This window comes from Pseudomonas parasichuanensis (assembly GCF_021601385.1).
Taxonomy (GTDB): Bacteria; Pseudomonadota; Gammaproteobacteria; order Pseudomonadales; family Pseudomonadaceae; genus Aquipseudomonas; species Aquipseudomonas parasichuanensis.
Genome location: NZ_BQHO01000001.1, coordinates 168,009 through 184,043, shown reverse-complemented (window position 1 = coordinate 184,043; position 16,035 = coordinate 168,009). Strand labels below are relative to the sequence as shown.

Genomic DNA, 16,035 nt, shown 5'->3' with positions numbered 1-16,035 from the left:
ACGCTTATTACCAAGAACACATAACAGGTTTGGATCGATGACCAATCAACTTGGCTGGTTCACTGCTCGCGAACTCGCGGGGCTGCCAGGTATGCCCGGCACAGAACGGGCAGTCCAGATTCGTGGCAAGGCAGACTGGCAGGGCCGGCGGCGCGATGGCTCCAAGGCAACTGAGTACAGCCTCGCTGTTCTGCCTCCTGAAACTCAAGCCGCGATTCTGGCGCGCTCGGTTGCAGAGTCGAGCGTCAGCCTGCCAGTAGAGCTGAGCGCGCAGAACGTCGTTCAGCAGGACGCAAAAAGCTCGTCACACTTAAACGAAAAACAGCGTTCGGTGATGCTCGCTCGATTGGCATTTTGCCGAGAAGTCGAGCGCCTGGCGGATGTTGTTTCGCAGAAGGTGGCCATCAGTACCCTTTCTTGCCGACGTAAGGAAAATCGCCTGTTATGGACGCAGGCATAAACCCCCTCACTGGCGACGCAACCGGCAAGCGTATCAACACACTTGCCAATGCCGTCTACCTTCGACTTATAACCCCGTTGGGCAGCTACTGGGCTGATCCTAACTTGGGGTCTCTGCTCTATACCCTGCGTCGTGAAAAGGACAGGCCCCGCGTAGGGCGCCTGGCAGTTCAATACGCTGAAAGTGCGCTTCAGCCGTTACTGAGCGATGGGCGAGCAATTTCCATCACGGTAAGTGCTGAGCAGCCGCATAACGGCTGGCTACGTTTGGGTGTGGAGGTTGCTCAAGCGGATGGCCAGGCACAAACGTTCACTCACAATATCAGGGTGATCTGATGCCATTTAAACCACCAAGTTATGAAGGCATCCGCGATTCAATTTTGCGGGACATCCGCAGTCAGCTACCAGATGCCGACATTGGAAGCGATTCGGATAATTTCATACGCGCCGCTGCTGTCTCGGCAGCCATAGAAGGGCTGTACCAGCATCAGGCGTGGCTATATCGTCAGATTTTCCCGGACACTGCCGACGAAGCGGAGATGCTGCACCATGCCGGTAACCGCAATATCAGGCGGCGAGATTCCGTCGCGGCGACGGGCATTGTTACGATATCAGGTACTGCTGGCGTATCTCTGAATAGTGGTAGCGCTTTAAAGCATGTCGCAACTGGTGTTCTTTTAAACTCTACGGCTGCTGTCACGATAAGTGCTTCAGGAAGTGCACAAGTACCCGTCTTGGCACAAAACACTGGTGCTAGCTCGAATGGCCTATCTGGCGCGGTAATGCTCACCAGTCCACCGCTCGGCATTGATGCAATGGCGTCTATCGATAAGCCATTGGCAGGTGGTGGCGATATCGAGGCCTCGGCATCGGTACTGGTGCGCCTGCTTGACCTCATGCGTAATCCCCCTGCTGGCGGCGCCGGATATGATTACAAGCGATGGGCATTAGAGATTGATGGTGTGGCATCGGCCACCATCCTGCCAAAGCGCCGTGGTCCTAATACGGTTGACGTAGTGATTACCGGTCAAGATGGAGCGCCCTCAGATCAAGTTGTTGCGGCTTGCGCTGAGCACATTGAAAAGCTTCGCCCTGTCACAGCCGAAGTCTTTGTATTTCCTCCACTGATTCGGGTAGTCGATGCAAAGGCCAACATTGAACTAGTAAGCGGCTACACGCTGGCAGACGTTCAAAGTGCTGCGCAAACTGCATATAACCTAGAGCTTGGCGCCATAGAGCCGAACGTCAGCCTAAAGCGCAATCGGATCAATACCGTGTTAGGCAACCTGGCTGGAGTGGCTGACTACGAGTTGCTTACGCCAACGTCCAATATTGAGCCTACTGATGTCGACGGTGCAATTGGCTGGATCAGGCCAGGCACACTGACCCTCCAGGTGTTCAATTGAAAGAGTTAGCCGCGCAGCTTCGGTTGTTACTTCCGCCTGAGTCTTACAACGTAGGGGCTCCGGTACTGTCGGCCTCGCTAGATGCCGAAGCGACCGCCCTGGATATCGCACAGGTTAGCGGTGATCGCCTCTATGACCGGATTTGGCCTGAAACAGGCGCCGCCCTTGATGATTGGGAGCGTGTATTAGGTCTTCCTGATCCCTGTGTTACTGGTGAGAGCCTTGCAGTGCGACAGCGTATTGCCGCAGTCCTGGCAAAGTTGAATTGTTTGGGCGGTCAGTCAAAAGCGTTCTTCATTCAGCTGGCTGCAAGTCTCGGATACACCATAACCATTACCGAGTTCAAGCCGGCGCGGGCCGGTATTGCGGTCGCTGGAGACGCTGTAAACGGTGCCGCTTGGACATCCGCGTGGATGATTAACGCCGAGCCGGTGACGGTCTTCGTGGCGAAAGCTGGCAGTGCAGCCGCTGGCGAGGCTTTAGCAGTTTGGGGAAACAAACTTCTAGAGTGTCGCATGAGGGCAATGCAGCCTGCTCATGCAACCCTTATTTTCAGCTATGGAGTTAAATAATGCAGAAGATCAGCGACAGTACCGATACGGCTGATGGCGCAGGAGAGTTCACGGAGGGTTATCCAGCCGGTGGAATACCTGCGACACATATCAAGGCTATGTGGCTCAACGCAATACAGCGAGAGCTTGTTAATCTTTTAGCGCGAGCGGGCCTTTCGCCGAACAAAGCGAATGACGCCCAAGTCTACGAAGCGGTAGTGCGTTTAGCTAAGACATCTGTTGAGTTCCCAGACCTCGGTGGCAAGCCAACAACTCTGGCTGGCTACGGCATTACCGACGCCCATACAAAAGTCCAAGTAAATGATTTGCTGGCGGCTAAGGCGGCAAAGGCGACTACTCTGGGCGGTTACGGCATTGCCGACGCTTATACGAAAGTCCAAGTAAATGATCTGCTGGTGGGCATGGCGGTCAAGGCGACTACTCTGGCCGGTTACGGCATTGCCGACGCTTATACGAAAGTTCAAGTAAATGATCTGCTGACGGGCATGTCGGCCAAGGCAACTACTCTGGGCGGTTACGGGATTGCCGACGCTTATACGAAAGTCCAAGTAAATGATCTGCTGGCAGGCAAGGCGGCAAAGGCCACTACTCTGGCCGGTTACGGCATAACCGATGCTGCACCGCGTAACAGCCCTGATTTTACCGGCGAACCAAGGGTGCCGACGCCCGGTTCATTGGAGTGGGGGACGTTGGCGGTCAACGCTAAGTATGTCCGCGACCTGATGCATGGACTGGCTCATATTGATGTAGCGGGCAGCGGTGATTTTGCATTGACGGCTGATCATGCCAGCAAGCATCTCATCTACCTTGTTGGTGTGTTGACCGGTGATCGCACGATCATTCTGCCGAGTGGCTTCAACAGCTATACAGTCCGTAATGCAACCGGCGGAGCCTTCAAACTGACGGTGAAAATGGCGGCAGGTGCAGGTGTTGAAGTTGCCCCGGGCAAAATTGCAGCGGTCTTCACCGACGCTTCGAACACGCTGCTTTGCCATACTGATTTCACAGCCCTTGAAAGCGCCATTGCGGCCAAGGCTGCCCTAGAAAGTCCGACGTTCACCGGAGTGCCTAAGGGGCCAACTGCTCCAGCGGGAACAAACGGCCCGCAGTTGTCAACGACAGCATTTGTGCAAACGGCGGTGGCTGACAAGTTGAGAGTTGGCGATGTAAGCCAGCAGCGCCCCCGGCTGGCTTCACCCGTCAGCACGGGAAACTGGGACTCGACTGCTTTAGAGATTCGCGAAGTTCAGCTAGTCGGTGAATGGGCGCCCGCAGAGGCCGGTGATCAATGGGGGCCAGGCATTGCCTTTCATTGGGCCGGTAAGTACGGCGGCAAGTTGCACATGGATGCAACAGGGCATTTGAAGTGGAACGGCTTGGAGTTGCAGACCAAGCAAGCGGCAGCGGGGTTTTTGTCCGGTCACATTCAGATCACGGCCGGTGCGCCGGTGGTTGTGAGTCACAACTTAGGCTATGTGCCCTCGCTTGACTCTGTAGAGGTCTTTTGGGAGTGCGTCGCCGCACAAGGTGGATGGCAGCCTGGTGAGAGCTTCAAGGCTTTGGGTTGGATGCAAGACAACACCTCTGTAGCTTCGACTACGGGGGCCTATGCATACGACGTAAACGCTTCAACGGTCACCATCGGGTTTGGGCCGTCCTCGTCGACCTGGGCATTGCCGACTAAGGGGACCGGTGCAGCCACAACAATGAACCTCGCTAACTGGCGTGCACGGATAAGGATTAAACCATGAGTGCTATTCAGCTTTTCTATTGCCTTCCAAGTGGTCAGTTCTATGGCAGTTGGCTGGGTGACCCAGAAACAGACCACAATGAGCTGGCTGAGCGGGGGTACACCGAAGTGCCCAGCGCGCCTGAAAGTACCAGGTTCTATTGGGATGCTGAGCGAAAGTCTTTCTACCTCCCTCCGTCGGCAGACGAAGAGCGCGAATGGCGGGATGAGCAGTTGCCTATCTACGGCGCGTTGCGTGATCGGCATCGCGACGAGCTGGAGCTAGGGAGGCCTACAACGCTGGCAGGGGGTCAATATGCCGAGCTTCTAGCCTTTCTACAGGCTCTGCGGGATTGGCCGCAGTCTGAGCTGTTCCCTTCGAGAGAGCATCGACCTGTGCCCCCGCCCTGGATCTCTGAGGAGGTTGTGCAGGCGGTCTAGCTTCAAGGGGGGCAGAAGCTGAAGCGATCGAAGGGCTACCGTCTATCGGAAGCCCTGATCTGGTTAGATCGGCTACGCCTGGGTTCTGCCCTACCCGCGTGAGTACTCAAGCGGTAGTGCCAAATCCGGCGCTGCGCGGTGCCAAATCCGGCGCGCGCTTACAGCACGTCAGGAAGATTTTTTTACCGATAACCGGAAAAATCATTTGACTGGCAAATGATAACGATTATTATTGCACTCAGCTGGTCGCGAGACCCGCTGGATAACCTGCAACGTCCTCAGGTCGGACGCTCAGATTATCTCCTCATCAGGCTAATCACGGTTTTTGACCCGGCTTTTTGCCGGGTCATTTTTTTTGGCTCTTCAGGCTAATGAAGATCGTTGATGCCGGCGATGATAGCAAAACTGTGTCAGGACGTGAATGCTCATTACAAATCTTTGCCGAATCAGCACTTGAGAATCAATCTCGTTAAGATTAAGCTGATCTCGCGTCAAGGAAGATGCCCCCACTCCTCCCCCAATGAGCAAGGAGCTGTTCATGACCCGCTTGCTACTGCCCCTTGAGCATGACCCGCAAATTGCCGAGCAGCATGGCCAGGACAACCTGATGCATGCACTCCAACGCCTGCCGCGCCGGGTGCAGCAAGTCTTTCTGCTTAACCGCCTCGACCAGCTGGGCTTCGCCGCCATTGCCGAGCGCCTTGGCCTGCCCCTGATCAGCATCGAGCGCCACATGAACCAGGCCCTGCAGACCACCCGCGCCCAGGGTGATGCCGTCGCCAGCATTGCCGGGCAATGGTATGTGCGCCTGCAAAGCCCTGAAGTGACCGCCAGCGAACGCATCGACTTCCGCCGCTGGCTGGATGCCGCCCCCGAACACCTGCACGCCTTTCAACAGACGGAGCTGCGCTGGCGCAGCCTGCTTGCGCCGGCACGCCAGTTGGGCGACGACGGTTGGTATCGGCAAGGGCGCGCCGCCTTGTCGTTGGGCGGGTGTTCGATTGCGGTTGGGCTGGGTGTCGCCGCGCTGGTGGCACTGGGCTTGTGGGCCTGAAGGCTGACGCGATCCTTGTAGGAGCGGGTTAGCCCTTGAGGCGTAATGGCCAAGGCGACATTCGCTGCACAACGCCGCCGCCATGCGGTGTACAGTACCGTCACAACAACGCCAAGACAGGAGACTGGCAATGACCGTGACGCTGTCCCCGCTGCACATCGACTGCGACTTCGACTCCGGCAACATCCTGGTGCTGGACGCCAGCAACCCCGCGCAGGTCCACCTGAATATCCGCCCGGACACCCACAGTGGCCACTTCCAGTGGTTCCACTTCAAGGTCAGCGGCCTCACCCCCGGCCAGGTCCACCGCTTCAGCCTGGACAACGCTGCCGAGTCTTCCTACAAGAACGCCTGGGACGGCTACAACGCCGTGGCCTCCTACGACCAGCAGACCTGGTTCCGCGTGCCCAGCCAGTTCGACGGCAAGGCGCTGAGCTTCGAGCTGAAGGCCGAGCAGGATCAGGTGTGGTTCGCCTACTTCGAACCCTACCCCCGCGCCCGCCACAACCAGCTGATCGAACGTGCCCGGCAGATCCCCGGCGTAACGCTGCTGGCCAGCGGGCGTAGCGTGCAGGGCCGCGATATTCCGCTGCTACGTGCCGGCGACGGCGCCGCCAGCAAGCGCAAGCTGTGGATCATCGCCCAGCAGCACCCGGGCGAGCACATGGCCGAATGGTTCATGGAAGGCGTGATCGACCGCCTGCAGGCCAACGATAACGTCATCCAGCAACTGCTGGCCAAGGCCGACCTGTACCTGATCCCCAACATGAACCCGGACGGTGCCTTCCTCGGCCACCTGCGCACCAACTTCAAGGGCAAGGACCTCAACCGCGCCTGGCAGGACGCCAGTGTCGAGCTGAGCCCCGAGGTGTTCTTCGCCCAGAGCCAGATGAAACTGCATGGCGTGGACGCCTTCGTCGATGCCCATGGCGACGAGGAAATCCCCCACGTGTTCACCGCCGCCTGCGAGGGCAACCCCGGTTACACGCCGCGTATCGCCAAGCTGGAAGAGCAGTTCCGCAGCACGCTGTGCAGCCTGACGCCGGACTTCCAGACAAAGTACGGCTACACCCGCGACGAACCCGGCCAGGCCAACATGACCCTGGCCTGCAACGCCGTGGGCCAGGCGTATGACTGCCTGTCGCTGACCCTTGAGATGCCGTTCAAGGATCATGACGATGCGCCGAATCCGCTGACAGGCTGGTCGGGCGAACGGTCGAAAGCGCTGGCCGGCGCAGTACTGGAGACGCTTCAGAAGATGGTCGACGACCTGCGCTGAATGAAAGGGGCGCTGAGCGCCCCAATCGCTGGCAAGCCAGCTCCCACCCTGACCGCGCTGACCTGGAGTCATGGGTAATCCTGTGGGAGCTGGCTTGCCAGCGATGAGGCCAGCACAGGCAGTACAAGACAGTTGCTCCCATCTGACTGCATAAGCCCGAGCCATGCGCTGACCCTGTAGGAGCTGGCTTGTCGTGACGACGAACCGCAGCGATTGGGCTGCACAGCAGCCCTCGGTTACTCAAAACTGCACATCCAGTATCACATTGTCCAGATAGCTCCCCGCCGGCGGCGTGGCTTGGTCGGTATACACCTTGGCGTTGTAGTTGAACGTCTGGCTGCCCGTGCCGGTGCCATTGCCGGGGTTCACATCGGCATCACTGCTCGATCGCCGCGCCGACGACAACACGCCCCAGCGCACGCTGCCACCACTCTTGAAGATGTCGTAGGCCAGGTAGTTGCCGGCACTGGATTTCATGCGCCGCCGCCCACCGCTCACGTTCTGCCCGTCATCCAGCCCCACCGTGTAGGCGCTGCCCTTGGTGCAGGACAGGCCGATGCTCTGGTTCACCGTGCCGAACCCGGCCACCACCGGCGCACTGGCGAAACTGATGTTGGGGCTGGTGATCTGGCAGTCGTTGCTGACCGTGAGGGTGACGGTGAGGGTCTGGTTGCCGGTGCCTATATCCCGCCCCAGCACACAGGCGCCCAATGCACCGACGCCAGCGCAGTAGTTCCAGCTCCAGGCAATGTTCAACGTTTCCGTGTACAAGCCTGCCGCCACGTTGGCGCCAATCACGGTCTTGAGGTACAGCGGCACAGTCTTGGGCGTGGTGCCATTGAGCAGCCCCAGGGCATCGATGATGCCGTTACGGGCGAAGTCGAACTGCACGCCACGGGCAATCGGGTAGCTGGTGGTGGCGTTGGCGTACAGCGTGTACGGGATCACATCACCCATCGGCCCCACCAGCCCGCTGGTGCTGGAGGTGATGGTGGCGTAGAAGTGATCGTTGGTGGCCAGCAGCGACAGCAATGAGCCGGTGCACTGCAGCCCGGCGTTGCTGGATGAGGCGCTCTGTATCGTGGTGCGCACCAGGGTCGAATTGATCGAGCCGAACGCCGCCGGCGCCGTCGCCACCGAACTGCACAAGGCCCAGGCCGCGCCCGGCAGCATCCAGCTGGCCAGCAACCATGCGCAACGCGCCGCCATCCTCACTGGCACACCAACGGGCCGATCAGCGGAATCGGCCCCTCCCCTTCGGGCAACGCGAACGCGACCTGGCATTGCCCGCCATCGGCCTTGTCCACCTGCAGGTGGTTGCTCGGCGACAGGTTCTCCAGGTAGACCAGGCCATCCCAGCCCACCACCGCCTCGCCACCGCTTTCCTGGTGCAGCACCCGGCTGCCCAGCTTGAGTTCCTGCTGGTTGCCATCCACCAGCACCAGGCTCGCCGCCAATACGCGCTTGAGCGGGAACTCCAGCAGGTAGCCGCTGCCGCGGCGCACCGCCACGCGCTGCTCCACCTGTGGCGCCAGCACATCGGCCGGCAACTCCATCGGGTCGATCTCGTACTTGCCGCGGTAATAGCCGCTGCTGTACGGCACCAGCAAGTGACCGTTGCGGTCGGTACGGCCGATCTGCTGGTTTTCGTAGCGCACCGGCACATCGGCATAGCCGTTGGTGCTGACCACCACGAAGGCGTCGTCGATGCGGTTGGCGGCGAACAGCCCGGCGTCCATCAACACCACCGAGCCGCTGGCATCGGCCCAACGGGTCATCTGCTCGGGGTTGCCATACAGCCCGGCCTGCAACTGCACCGACTGCAGCCGCCAGGTCAGGTCGGCCTGGCGATAGTCACCGCTGGTACCGCCGGTGGCATAGCCGAGGTTGTAGCCGACACCGCCGCCCACCGGCACCGCGTGGCTGTAGTTGACCCGTTGCAGGTCCTGACCGTCCTTGCTGCGCTCGGCGCTGAAGGCCAGGGTGCCGTGCAGGTCGAAGGGGATCACCAGTTGCGCCTGCACCGCCCATTGGCTGTCGCCGACATCGCGATTGGCCGACAGGTACAGGCTGCTGTTGCCCCACAGCGGCTTGCTCCAGCTCAGGTTGATCAGCCGGGTGCGCGAGCCATCGCCGGCACGTATGTCGAAATAGCCGGCGCCCAGGCTGCCGTAGCTGTCCAGGTTGAGGCTCACGGTGGCCTGCTCGCTGCGCCGGCTCAGCCGGGTGTAGGGATTGTCCACCAGCGACAGGTCCGCGTAGTCGCCATGGCGCTCGATGCGCTGGTAATTGAAGCCGAGTCGGCGGCTGTTGTACTGGTAACCCAACGCCACCTGCTGGCCAGTGTCGCCGTCGAAACGGCTCTGGGCCACGGCGGCGTTGAGCACCCCGAAGGTGCCCAGTTGCAGGTTGCCGCCCAGGCCGCCAAGCATCATCGATGCGGCGGTTTCGGCATGGGTCTCGACGGTGAAGTAGTCAGTCAGGCCATGGCGCAGGCTCGCCGAGGCGACGCCCGGCCCATAGGCAAAATCGCGTACAGCGTAATCGCGGCGCAGGCTGCCGGCGGCCACCGAGTAGTCGGTGAGGCCCTTGGCCAACAGGCTGCTGGTGACATAGAACGGCAAGGTGGTCGATACCTGCCGGCCCAGGGCATCGGTGGTCACCACCACCGCCTCGCCGGCACCGTTGATGAACGGCACGTTGGTCAGGGTGTAAGGGCCCGGCTGCAACTCGGTGGTGCTGCTCTTGTAGCCGTTGATGAACAGGTCCAGCGAGGTGGGTACCGCCGCCTCGCCGGCGAAGGCCGGCAGCGGGTAAGTGACCAGGTCGGGCCGCGCCCCGAAGTCGCGGGACAGTTGCAGGCCGCCGATGCGTACCGAGGTGCTCCAGGGCAAGGCGCCGGTGACCAGGTCGCCGGCTTCATAAGTCAGCAACCGCTGCTCGTCGGTGTAGCGGAAAGTGGTGTCGTAACGCAGGAAGCCCTGCCGGGTGTCGCTCTGCGCGCCGTTGAACGCCTGGCGCCACTGCCCGGTGGTGGAAAACGTGCCCCAATCGTCGAACAGCCGCAGTTCGTTCCAGGCCGCCAGGTAGGTACCGCCGTCATCGGTGTCGTTGAGGTAGGCGTCGTAGTTGAACAAGGCACCGAAGCTGGTGCGGGTATCGCTGGCCGGGTACAGGCTGCGCCCGCCCACCTGCTGGTCGGGCAGCCAGGCCGGCGGCACCTGCAGCAGCAGGCGCTGGTTCTGGCTGTCGTAGTCGGTGTGCAAGCCGGCAATGGCGTCCAGCGCCACCTCGCCCTGGGGCTCGCTGGGCAGCTTGATGCCGGCCGCGCGCAACACATCGCTGTCCAGGTACAGGCGCCCGGCGCGCTGCTGCACCGGCACCAGCTCAGCCTTGCCCACCTGGTTCACCAGCAGGTCGAGGTACAGCGTGGCATCGGTGATGGCGGCATGCTCGGTGGGTGGCGGCGGCAGTTCGTCGGCCACGCCCACACCGGGCACCAGTACCGCCAGGCCCAGCCACACACGGTGCGCTGCCACCCGCACCCAGCTCACACACGATGTCCAACCATTGTCGGGTCCTCCCTGGCCCCTGTCGTTCGTTCAATGCCGCGTCACTGCCCTTGCCGGATGGCTTGCGCAACCTCCTGACCGTTGACCCGCCCCTTGAGCACACTGGCCGCACCGGGTGCGGTCGGCACCGGCCAGCGCATGCTCGCGCCCGGCAGCACATACCCCAGCAGCCCCTCGACCAGGGGTTTGTCCTGGCCGCCTTGCTGCAGCACCACATCGGTGAGCCGGGCGTGCACCGGGCCGGTGTTGCGCAGTTCGACATAGGGCTTGCCCTGCACCGTCACCGCACGCCAGCTCAGTTGCGGCTTGCCCACGCCCTCGGCACTGCGCTTGCCGTCCGGGTCGGGCTTGCCCCACAAGCCTTCGCCATAGACGAACAACGGCACCGAATAGCGCATCTGCAGGCGGATCGCCGCCTTCGGTCCCTCACTGGCGGTGTCGGCCGGCAAAGGCGACGGGATCTCGTCGATGATGATGCGATAAGCCTGTTCCTGGCCGGCCGGCGAGCTGCCGGTGCGGGTCAGGCGAATCAGTTGCTTCTGCCCCGGTGCGATGTTGGCCACCGGCGGGCTGCCGATGATTTCGCGCTGGGCCTGGAACTGCTCCTGGTACTCGCCCTGGCGCCAGGCGAACACCCGCACCTGCAGGCTGGCCGGCGCCGTACCACGGTTTTCCAGCCACAGCGCGCCGGCCTTCTGTTCAGCCTCCAGCACCGGGTCGATCGGCCAGATCAGTACCGACGTCGCCGCCATGGCCTGCGCGCTGGCCAACAGCAGCATCCCGAATAGCGTTCGCGCCAGTTTCGCGCTTGCCCCCATGCCCCTCTCCTTCTGCATTCATTGGTTCACGGCGCCGGCGTTACCAGGTCACCGTCACTTGCACCACGTCGGTGTAGGTCCCCGCCGGCAGGGTGCCGGGCAAGGCAGTACGGCCGTAGACCGGCAACTTGATCGCCGTTGGGTCGCTATAGCTCACGGTGACGCTGCTGCCGATGGCCAGGCTCTGGCTGAAGGCGGCGTCGCGGTACAGCTGGTAGGCCAGCAGCTGGCTGCCGCCGCTGCGCTTGAGGTTGCGGGTGCCACTGGCGCTGTTCTGGCCACCGTCCAGGCTCATGCTCATCGCCACCCCTGGAGTGCACTGGAAGGTCACCGTGGTACCGCCGAGCGACGTGCTCAAGGTGGCCGTGGACAGCGCCGAACTGGTGCCGAAGTCCAGCACGCCGTAAGTGGTCACCCCGCCGACCACCAGGCAGCCGGCAACGATCTGCGCGCTCACCTGGAAGGTACTGCCGGTCGCGGCCAGCGCACCTTGCGCCAACAGCAAGCCCAGCCCGACAGCCGGCAGCCGCCATGCGCCTGGCATGGCTCAGAAGCTCAGCTCGACCGCCACCGTGTCGGTGTACACCCCGGCCGGCAGGCCCGCCTTGCCGCGCGCCTGGCCATACAGGTTGACGGTCTGCGCCACGCCGGTGCTGGTCGGCAGGGTGATGGTGCCGTCGATGGCCAGCAGGGTCGTATGCCCGGCGTCGGTGTAGAAGTCATAGGGCACGAAGTTGCCGGAGCCATCGGCCAGCGCGCGGGTACCGCCGGCCGACTGCCCGTCATGGGCCCCGCCCTTCACCTTGATCACCGGTATCGTGCCCGAAGAGCAGAGGATGCTCATCGCGCCGCCACCACCACCGAGCACTTGCCCGTTGGCCGTGGTGAACAGCGAATCCTGGGTGCCGAAATTGAGGCTGCCGAAGTTCAGCCCCGAGGTGCCGCCAGTGCCGTTGACCTGGCAGGCGGCGGTCAGCGTCAGGGTCGAGTTGATGGTGCCGGTGACGGTGGCCGCCTGGGCCTGGGCTGCCAGCGCCAGGCCAAGGCCGGCGAGGAGGCAGCGGGTGATGTGCTTGGGCATGAGGATCTCCTTGCGTGTTACCAGTCCAGTGTCACCCTGAGGGTGTCGCGGTACAGCCCGGCGGGCAGCGCGCGCGGTTGCGCGACCACCACGCCGTAGATGGGCACGGGCACCTGCTGCGTGCCGCTGATGGTGAAGGTGCGGGCCTGGCCGACCACATAGCGGCCGTTGCCACCGGGATCGACCGCCAGTTGGTAGGGGATCAGTTCGCGGCCATTGCTCAACCGGCGCACGCCGTCGCTACCATTGAGCCCGCCATTGATCCGCACACTGAACGCGCGCACCTGTGGCGAACAACTGATCTGCAGGCTGCCTTCACCGCCTGCCTCGTCCACCCGGCTGGTCAGTGCCTGGTCCCAGGTCGGGCCACGGGCACCGAAGTCCATCAGGCCAGGGTTGCCCAGCGCTGCCGGCTGCTGGCCGCTGTCGATCTGGCAGGCGGCACTGATCACCAGGCGTGCCTGGATGAAACCGGTACTGGTGCCATGGGCGGCGCCACTGGGTAGCAACAGTGGGCCGAGGGTGAGCAGCAGTAGCGAAGTGCGTTGCAGCGCGTCCTTGTGCATGATGGCGTGGCTCCTCACCAGGTGACCGTGACTTTGAGCAGGTCGGCGTACAGGCCGGCGCGCGGCACCCAGGCCAGGGAGTCGATCCGCGCAAACAGCGGCAGCTCCACCGAGCCGCTGCCCGGCACCCGCGCCGACTGCGCCACCCCAACCTCGAGCGGCTCACGCCAGGCGGCGTCGCGGAACAGGCGATAAGGGATCGGCTTGGCCTGGCGGTCGTCGCTGGCCAGGTAACGCAGCGCACCGGTGCCGCCATGCTGGCCGCCATCGACGCGTACTTGATAGGGGGTATCGGGGTTGCACTCCAGGCGCGGCGGGCGCTGGCTGAACAGCGCGCCGCCCAAGGGCGCACCCGGCCCGTCCAGTCGGGCCGCGCTACCCAGGTCGATCACCCCGAGGGCCTGGGCACCCGCCTCGCGCTGCTGGCCGACCAGCATGCAGCCGCGTTGCACGCGCACCTGCACATCCACCAGAAACTCTGCAGCCACGGCACTGCCGCTCAACCACAGGCCCAACAGCGCGGCCATCAAGCGTTGCATCAGCGGTCGATCCTTGTCCGGAAGGGTTGAGCTTGAGCGTAGCAGCGCGATCGGATCCGAACAGGCGTGGGATCCCTCTCTTTGGCATTAATGAAAAGGGCTGGCAACGCGCAGGAAACACACTGCAGCCACTGCGGAATTTCACCCTGCTCTCGGGCATGCATCAGCAAATTCCACAACCCAATACACCTTGTTCCGACAAAACATCCGGCCTTCTGTTACCGTCATACCTCGTGCGTGGACGGAACCTGCAGGAGATCCCTTTGAGCACCCCCCCCAACCCGCTCGACCAAGCCATCGAGCGTTGCGCCGAGGAACCGATCCAGGTACCTGGCAGCATCCAGCCACAGGGCTTCCTGCTGGTGCTGGACGAGCATGACCTGCGCATCCTGCAGGCCAGCGAGAATGTCGAGCAATGGCTGGGCGTGTCTGCCCGCGAGCTGCTTGGCCAGGCCCTCCCTGCGCTGCTCGACAACACCTTCGACCTGCATGGCCACCTGGGCCGACTGCCCGCCGACGAGGTATTCCCCTTCCACATCGGGGATGTGCGGCTACGCGAGGGCGCGCCCTGCCAGGCCGCACTGCGGGTGCTCGCCCACCGCCACGACCAGGTGCTGATCCTTGAGTTCGAGACCTGTCACGAAACGGATGCCCAGCAAGGCGACTACTACCCGCTGGTGCGGGCCTTCATCAGTACCTTGCACCAGGCCACCAGTATCGAAGAGTTGCTGCAGCGCTCGGTACGGCAGATCAAGCGCATCACCGGCTTCGGCCGGGTCAAGGCCTATCGCTTCGACGCCGAAGGCACCGGTACGGTACTCGCCGAGGACGCCGACCCCGGCTACCCCCTCTACCTGGGCCATTGCTTCCCGGCCTCGGACATCCCGCGCCAGGCCCGCGAGCTGTATCGCATCAACCGCATCCGTGTGATCGAGGACGCCGACTACCTACCCTCCCCGCTGCGGCCTGCCACCAACCCACGTACCGGCAACGCCCTGGACATGAGCTTCGCAGCGTTGCGCAGCGTCTCGCCGGTGCACCTGCAGTACATGCGCAACATGGGCACGCTGGCCTCGATGTCGCTGTCGATCGTGGTTGATGGCCAGCTCTGGGGCCTGATCTCCTGCCATCACGAGCAACCACGCGCGGTAGGCTTCCAGACTCGCACCGCCTGCGAGCTGCTGGCCAACGTGCTGTCGCTGCAGATCGAAGCCTTTGAGAAGCACGCCAGCACCCGCCGTGTGCTCGACCTGCGCCAGCGCATCGTGCACATGCTCGCGTCGATGGCCGACCACGACAGCGTCAGCGCAGGCTTGCTGGCCCTGCCCGAAGTGATGCTGCAGTTTGCCGGAGCCTCGGGCGCGGCGATCGTCAGCGCCGAGCGCTGCGACCTGATTGGCAAAACGCCGCCGGCGGCACAGATCAATGCCCTGGTGCGCTGGCTGGCCGAGCGTGGCGACGAGACGCTGTTCCACACCGACAATGCACGCCGCGACATCGAAGCGCTTCCGGCGCTGGCCGAACATGCCGCCGGCGTGCTGGCGGTGGCCATCTCGCAGCTGCACTCGCACTACCTGCTGTGGTTCCGCCCCGAACAGGCGCATACGGTCAACTGGGCCGGGCGCCCGGACAAGCAGGTCGGCCCGCTGGGCAACCTCAACCCGCGGCACAGTTTCGACTGCTGGCAGGAGGAAGTCCGTGATTTCAGTAACCCCTGGGACCCGTTGATCATTGAGGCCGTGACCGAACTGCGCGGCGCGGTGCTGGGCATCGTCCTGCGCAAGGCCGAGGAACTGGCGCAACTGGCCGGTGAACTGAAGCGCTCCAACCAGGAACTTGAAGCGTTCTCCTACAGCGTGTCCCACGACCTGCGTGCACCGCTGCGGCATATCGCCGGTTACAGCGAGCTGCTGGGCGAGATCGAAGGTGCGCAGCTGACCGAGCGCGGCAAGCGTTTCCTCGGCCATATCGAGGAAGCCGCGCAATTTGCCGGCACCCTGGTCGACAACCTGCTCAATTTCTCGCAAATGGGCCGCTCGGCCCTGCGCCTGTGCGATGTCGACCTCAATGCACTGGTCGAGTTGATCCGCACGGAGTTGGCACCGGACTATGCCGGGAGGTCGATCACCTGGTCGGTGGCGCCACTGCCCAAGGTGATCGCCGACCCGGCGTTCATCAACATGGTCCTGCATAACCTCATCGCCAACGCCATCAAGTACAGCCGGGGCCGTGAAGCAGCCCTCATCGAGATCGGTGCCGTGCGCCATCGACACGAAACCGAGGTGTACGTGCGCGACAACGGGGTGGGCTTCGACATGGCCTACGTCGACAAGCTGTTCGGCGTGTTCCAGCGCCTGCACCGCATGGAGGAGTTCGAAGGCACCGGGATCGGCCTGGCCAGTGTGCGGCGGATCATCGAGCGCCACGACGGTCGGGTATGGGCCAACGGCCAGCTCGACCAGGGCGCCAGCTTCCACTTCACCCTTCCTCACCAACCGACGACTGCCTGAGGCTGCCGA

General features: G+C 62.7%; 15 protein-coding genes. 8 read left to right on the top strand and 7 right to left on the bottom strand.

Translation table 11 applies throughout. The annotated features are described in order from the left end of the window. Positions 1-37 precede the first annotated feature (37 nt). The 7 genes from L6D77_RS00875 (at position 38) to L6D77_RS00840 (ending at position 6,940) form a co-directional block, all read left to right on the top strand. The gene (locus L6D77_RS00875) at positions 38-460 is read left to right on the top strand and encodes a DNA-binding protein (RefSeq protein WP_232879865.1); all 423 of its coding nucleotides are present in this window, start codon (positions 38-40) and stop codon (positions 458-460) included. Next, entirely contained in the window at positions 445-795 is a 351-nt protein-coding gene (locus tag L6D77_RS00870) for a phage GP46 family protein (protein ID WP_232879866.1), read from the top strand. Before L6D77_RS00875 ends, L6D77_RS00870 begins: the two co-directional genes overlap by 16 nt. Further along, positions 795-1,865 carry a baseplate J/gp47 family protein gene (locus L6D77_RS00865; protein ID WP_232879867.1) on the top strand — a complete coding sequence of 357 codons (1,071 nt, stop codon included), beginning with the start codon at positions 795-797 and terminating at the stop codon, positions 1,863-1,865. The genes L6D77_RS00870 and L6D77_RS00865 overlap by 1 nt, the downstream gene beginning before the upstream one ends. Next, positions 1,862-2,437: a YmfQ family protein gene (locus L6D77_RS00860; protein ID WP_232879868.1), complete on the top strand. Its 576-nt coding sequence runs from the start codon at positions 1,862-1,864 to the stop codon at positions 2,435-2,437. The genes L6D77_RS00865 and L6D77_RS00860 overlap by 4 nt, the downstream gene beginning before the upstream one ends. Beyond that, on the top strand, positions 2,437-4,188 hold the full coding sequence (locus L6D77_RS00855) for a hypothetical protein (RefSeq protein ID WP_232879869.1): 1,752 nt from the start codon (positions 2,437-2,439) through the stop codon (positions 4,186-4,188). Before L6D77_RS00860 ends, L6D77_RS00855 begins: the two co-directional genes overlap by 1 nt. Before the next feature lie 957 nt (positions 4,189-5,145). After that, positions 5,146-5,661, top strand: coding sequence for a DUF4880 domain-containing protein (locus L6D77_RS00845; protein ID WP_232879871.1), 516 nt, complete (start codon positions 5,146-5,148; stop codon positions 5,659-5,661). Positions 5,662-5,791: 130 nt separating this feature from the next. Beyond that, positions 5,792-6,940 (top strand): M14 family metallopeptidase, encoded by a 1,149-nt coding sequence (locus L6D77_RS00840; RefSeq protein WP_232879872.1) that lies wholly within the window; start codon positions 5,792-5,794, stop codon positions 6,938-6,940. A 240-nt stretch (positions 6,941-7,180) separates the two neighbouring features. Here L6D77_RS00840 and L6D77_RS00835 read toward each other — a convergent pair whose 3' ends face one another. The 7 genes from L6D77_RS00835 to L6D77_RS00805 all read right to left on the bottom strand — a co-directional run bounded on the left by L6D77_RS00835 (position 7,181) and on the right by L6D77_RS00805 (position 13,516). Beyond that, positions 7,181-8,149 carry a Csu type fimbrial protein gene (locus L6D77_RS00835; protein ID WP_232879873.1) on the bottom strand — a complete coding sequence of 323 codons (969 nt, stop codon included), beginning with the start codon at positions 8,147-8,149 and terminating at the stop codon, positions 7,181-7,183. Positions 8,150-8,151: 2 nt separating this feature from the next. Further along, the gene (locus tag L6D77_RS00830) at positions 8,152-10,479 is read right to left on the bottom strand and encodes a fimbria/pilus outer membrane usher protein (RefSeq protein WP_373870556.1); all 2,328 of its coding nucleotides are present in this window, start codon (positions 10,477-10,479) and stop codon (positions 8,152-8,154) included. Between the two features lie 74 nt (positions 10,480-10,553). Continuing rightward, the gene (locus L6D77_RS00825) at positions 10,554-11,330 is read right to left on the bottom strand and encodes a fimbrial biogenesis chaperone (RefSeq protein WP_232879874.1); all 777 of its coding nucleotides are present in this window, start codon (positions 11,328-11,330) and stop codon (positions 10,554-10,556) included. A gap of 40 nt (positions 11,331-11,370) precedes the next feature. Beyond that, positions 11,371-11,874: a Csu type fimbrial protein gene (locus tag L6D77_RS00820; RefSeq protein ID WP_232879875.1), complete on the bottom strand. Its 504-nt coding sequence runs from the start codon at positions 11,872-11,874 to the stop codon at positions 11,371-11,373. A gap of 3 nt (positions 11,875-11,877) precedes the next feature. Next, positions 11,878-12,411, bottom strand: coding sequence for a Csu type fimbrial protein (locus L6D77_RS00815; RefSeq protein WP_232879876.1), 534 nt, complete (start codon positions 12,409-12,411; stop codon positions 11,878-11,880). A 17-nt stretch (positions 12,412-12,428) separates the two neighbouring features. Next, on the bottom strand, positions 12,429-12,962 hold the full coding sequence (locus L6D77_RS00810; RefSeq protein WP_232880157.1) for a Csu type fimbrial protein: 534 nt from the start codon (positions 12,960-12,962) through the stop codon (positions 12,429-12,431). Between the two features lie 29 nt (positions 12,963-12,991). Further along, entirely contained in the window at positions 12,992-13,516 is a 525-nt protein-coding gene (locus L6D77_RS00805) for a Csu type fimbrial protein (protein ID WP_373870553.1), read from the bottom strand. A gap of 263 nt (positions 13,517-13,779) precedes the next feature. Here L6D77_RS00805 and L6D77_RS00800 point away from each other — a divergent pair, with 263 nt between their 5' ends. Next, complete coding sequence (locus L6D77_RS00800; protein ID WP_232879877.1) at positions 13,780-16,026, top strand: ATP-binding protein; 2,247 nt, start codon at positions 13,780-13,782, stop codon at positions 16,024-16,026. Positions 16,027-16,035: the final 9 nt, after the last annotated feature.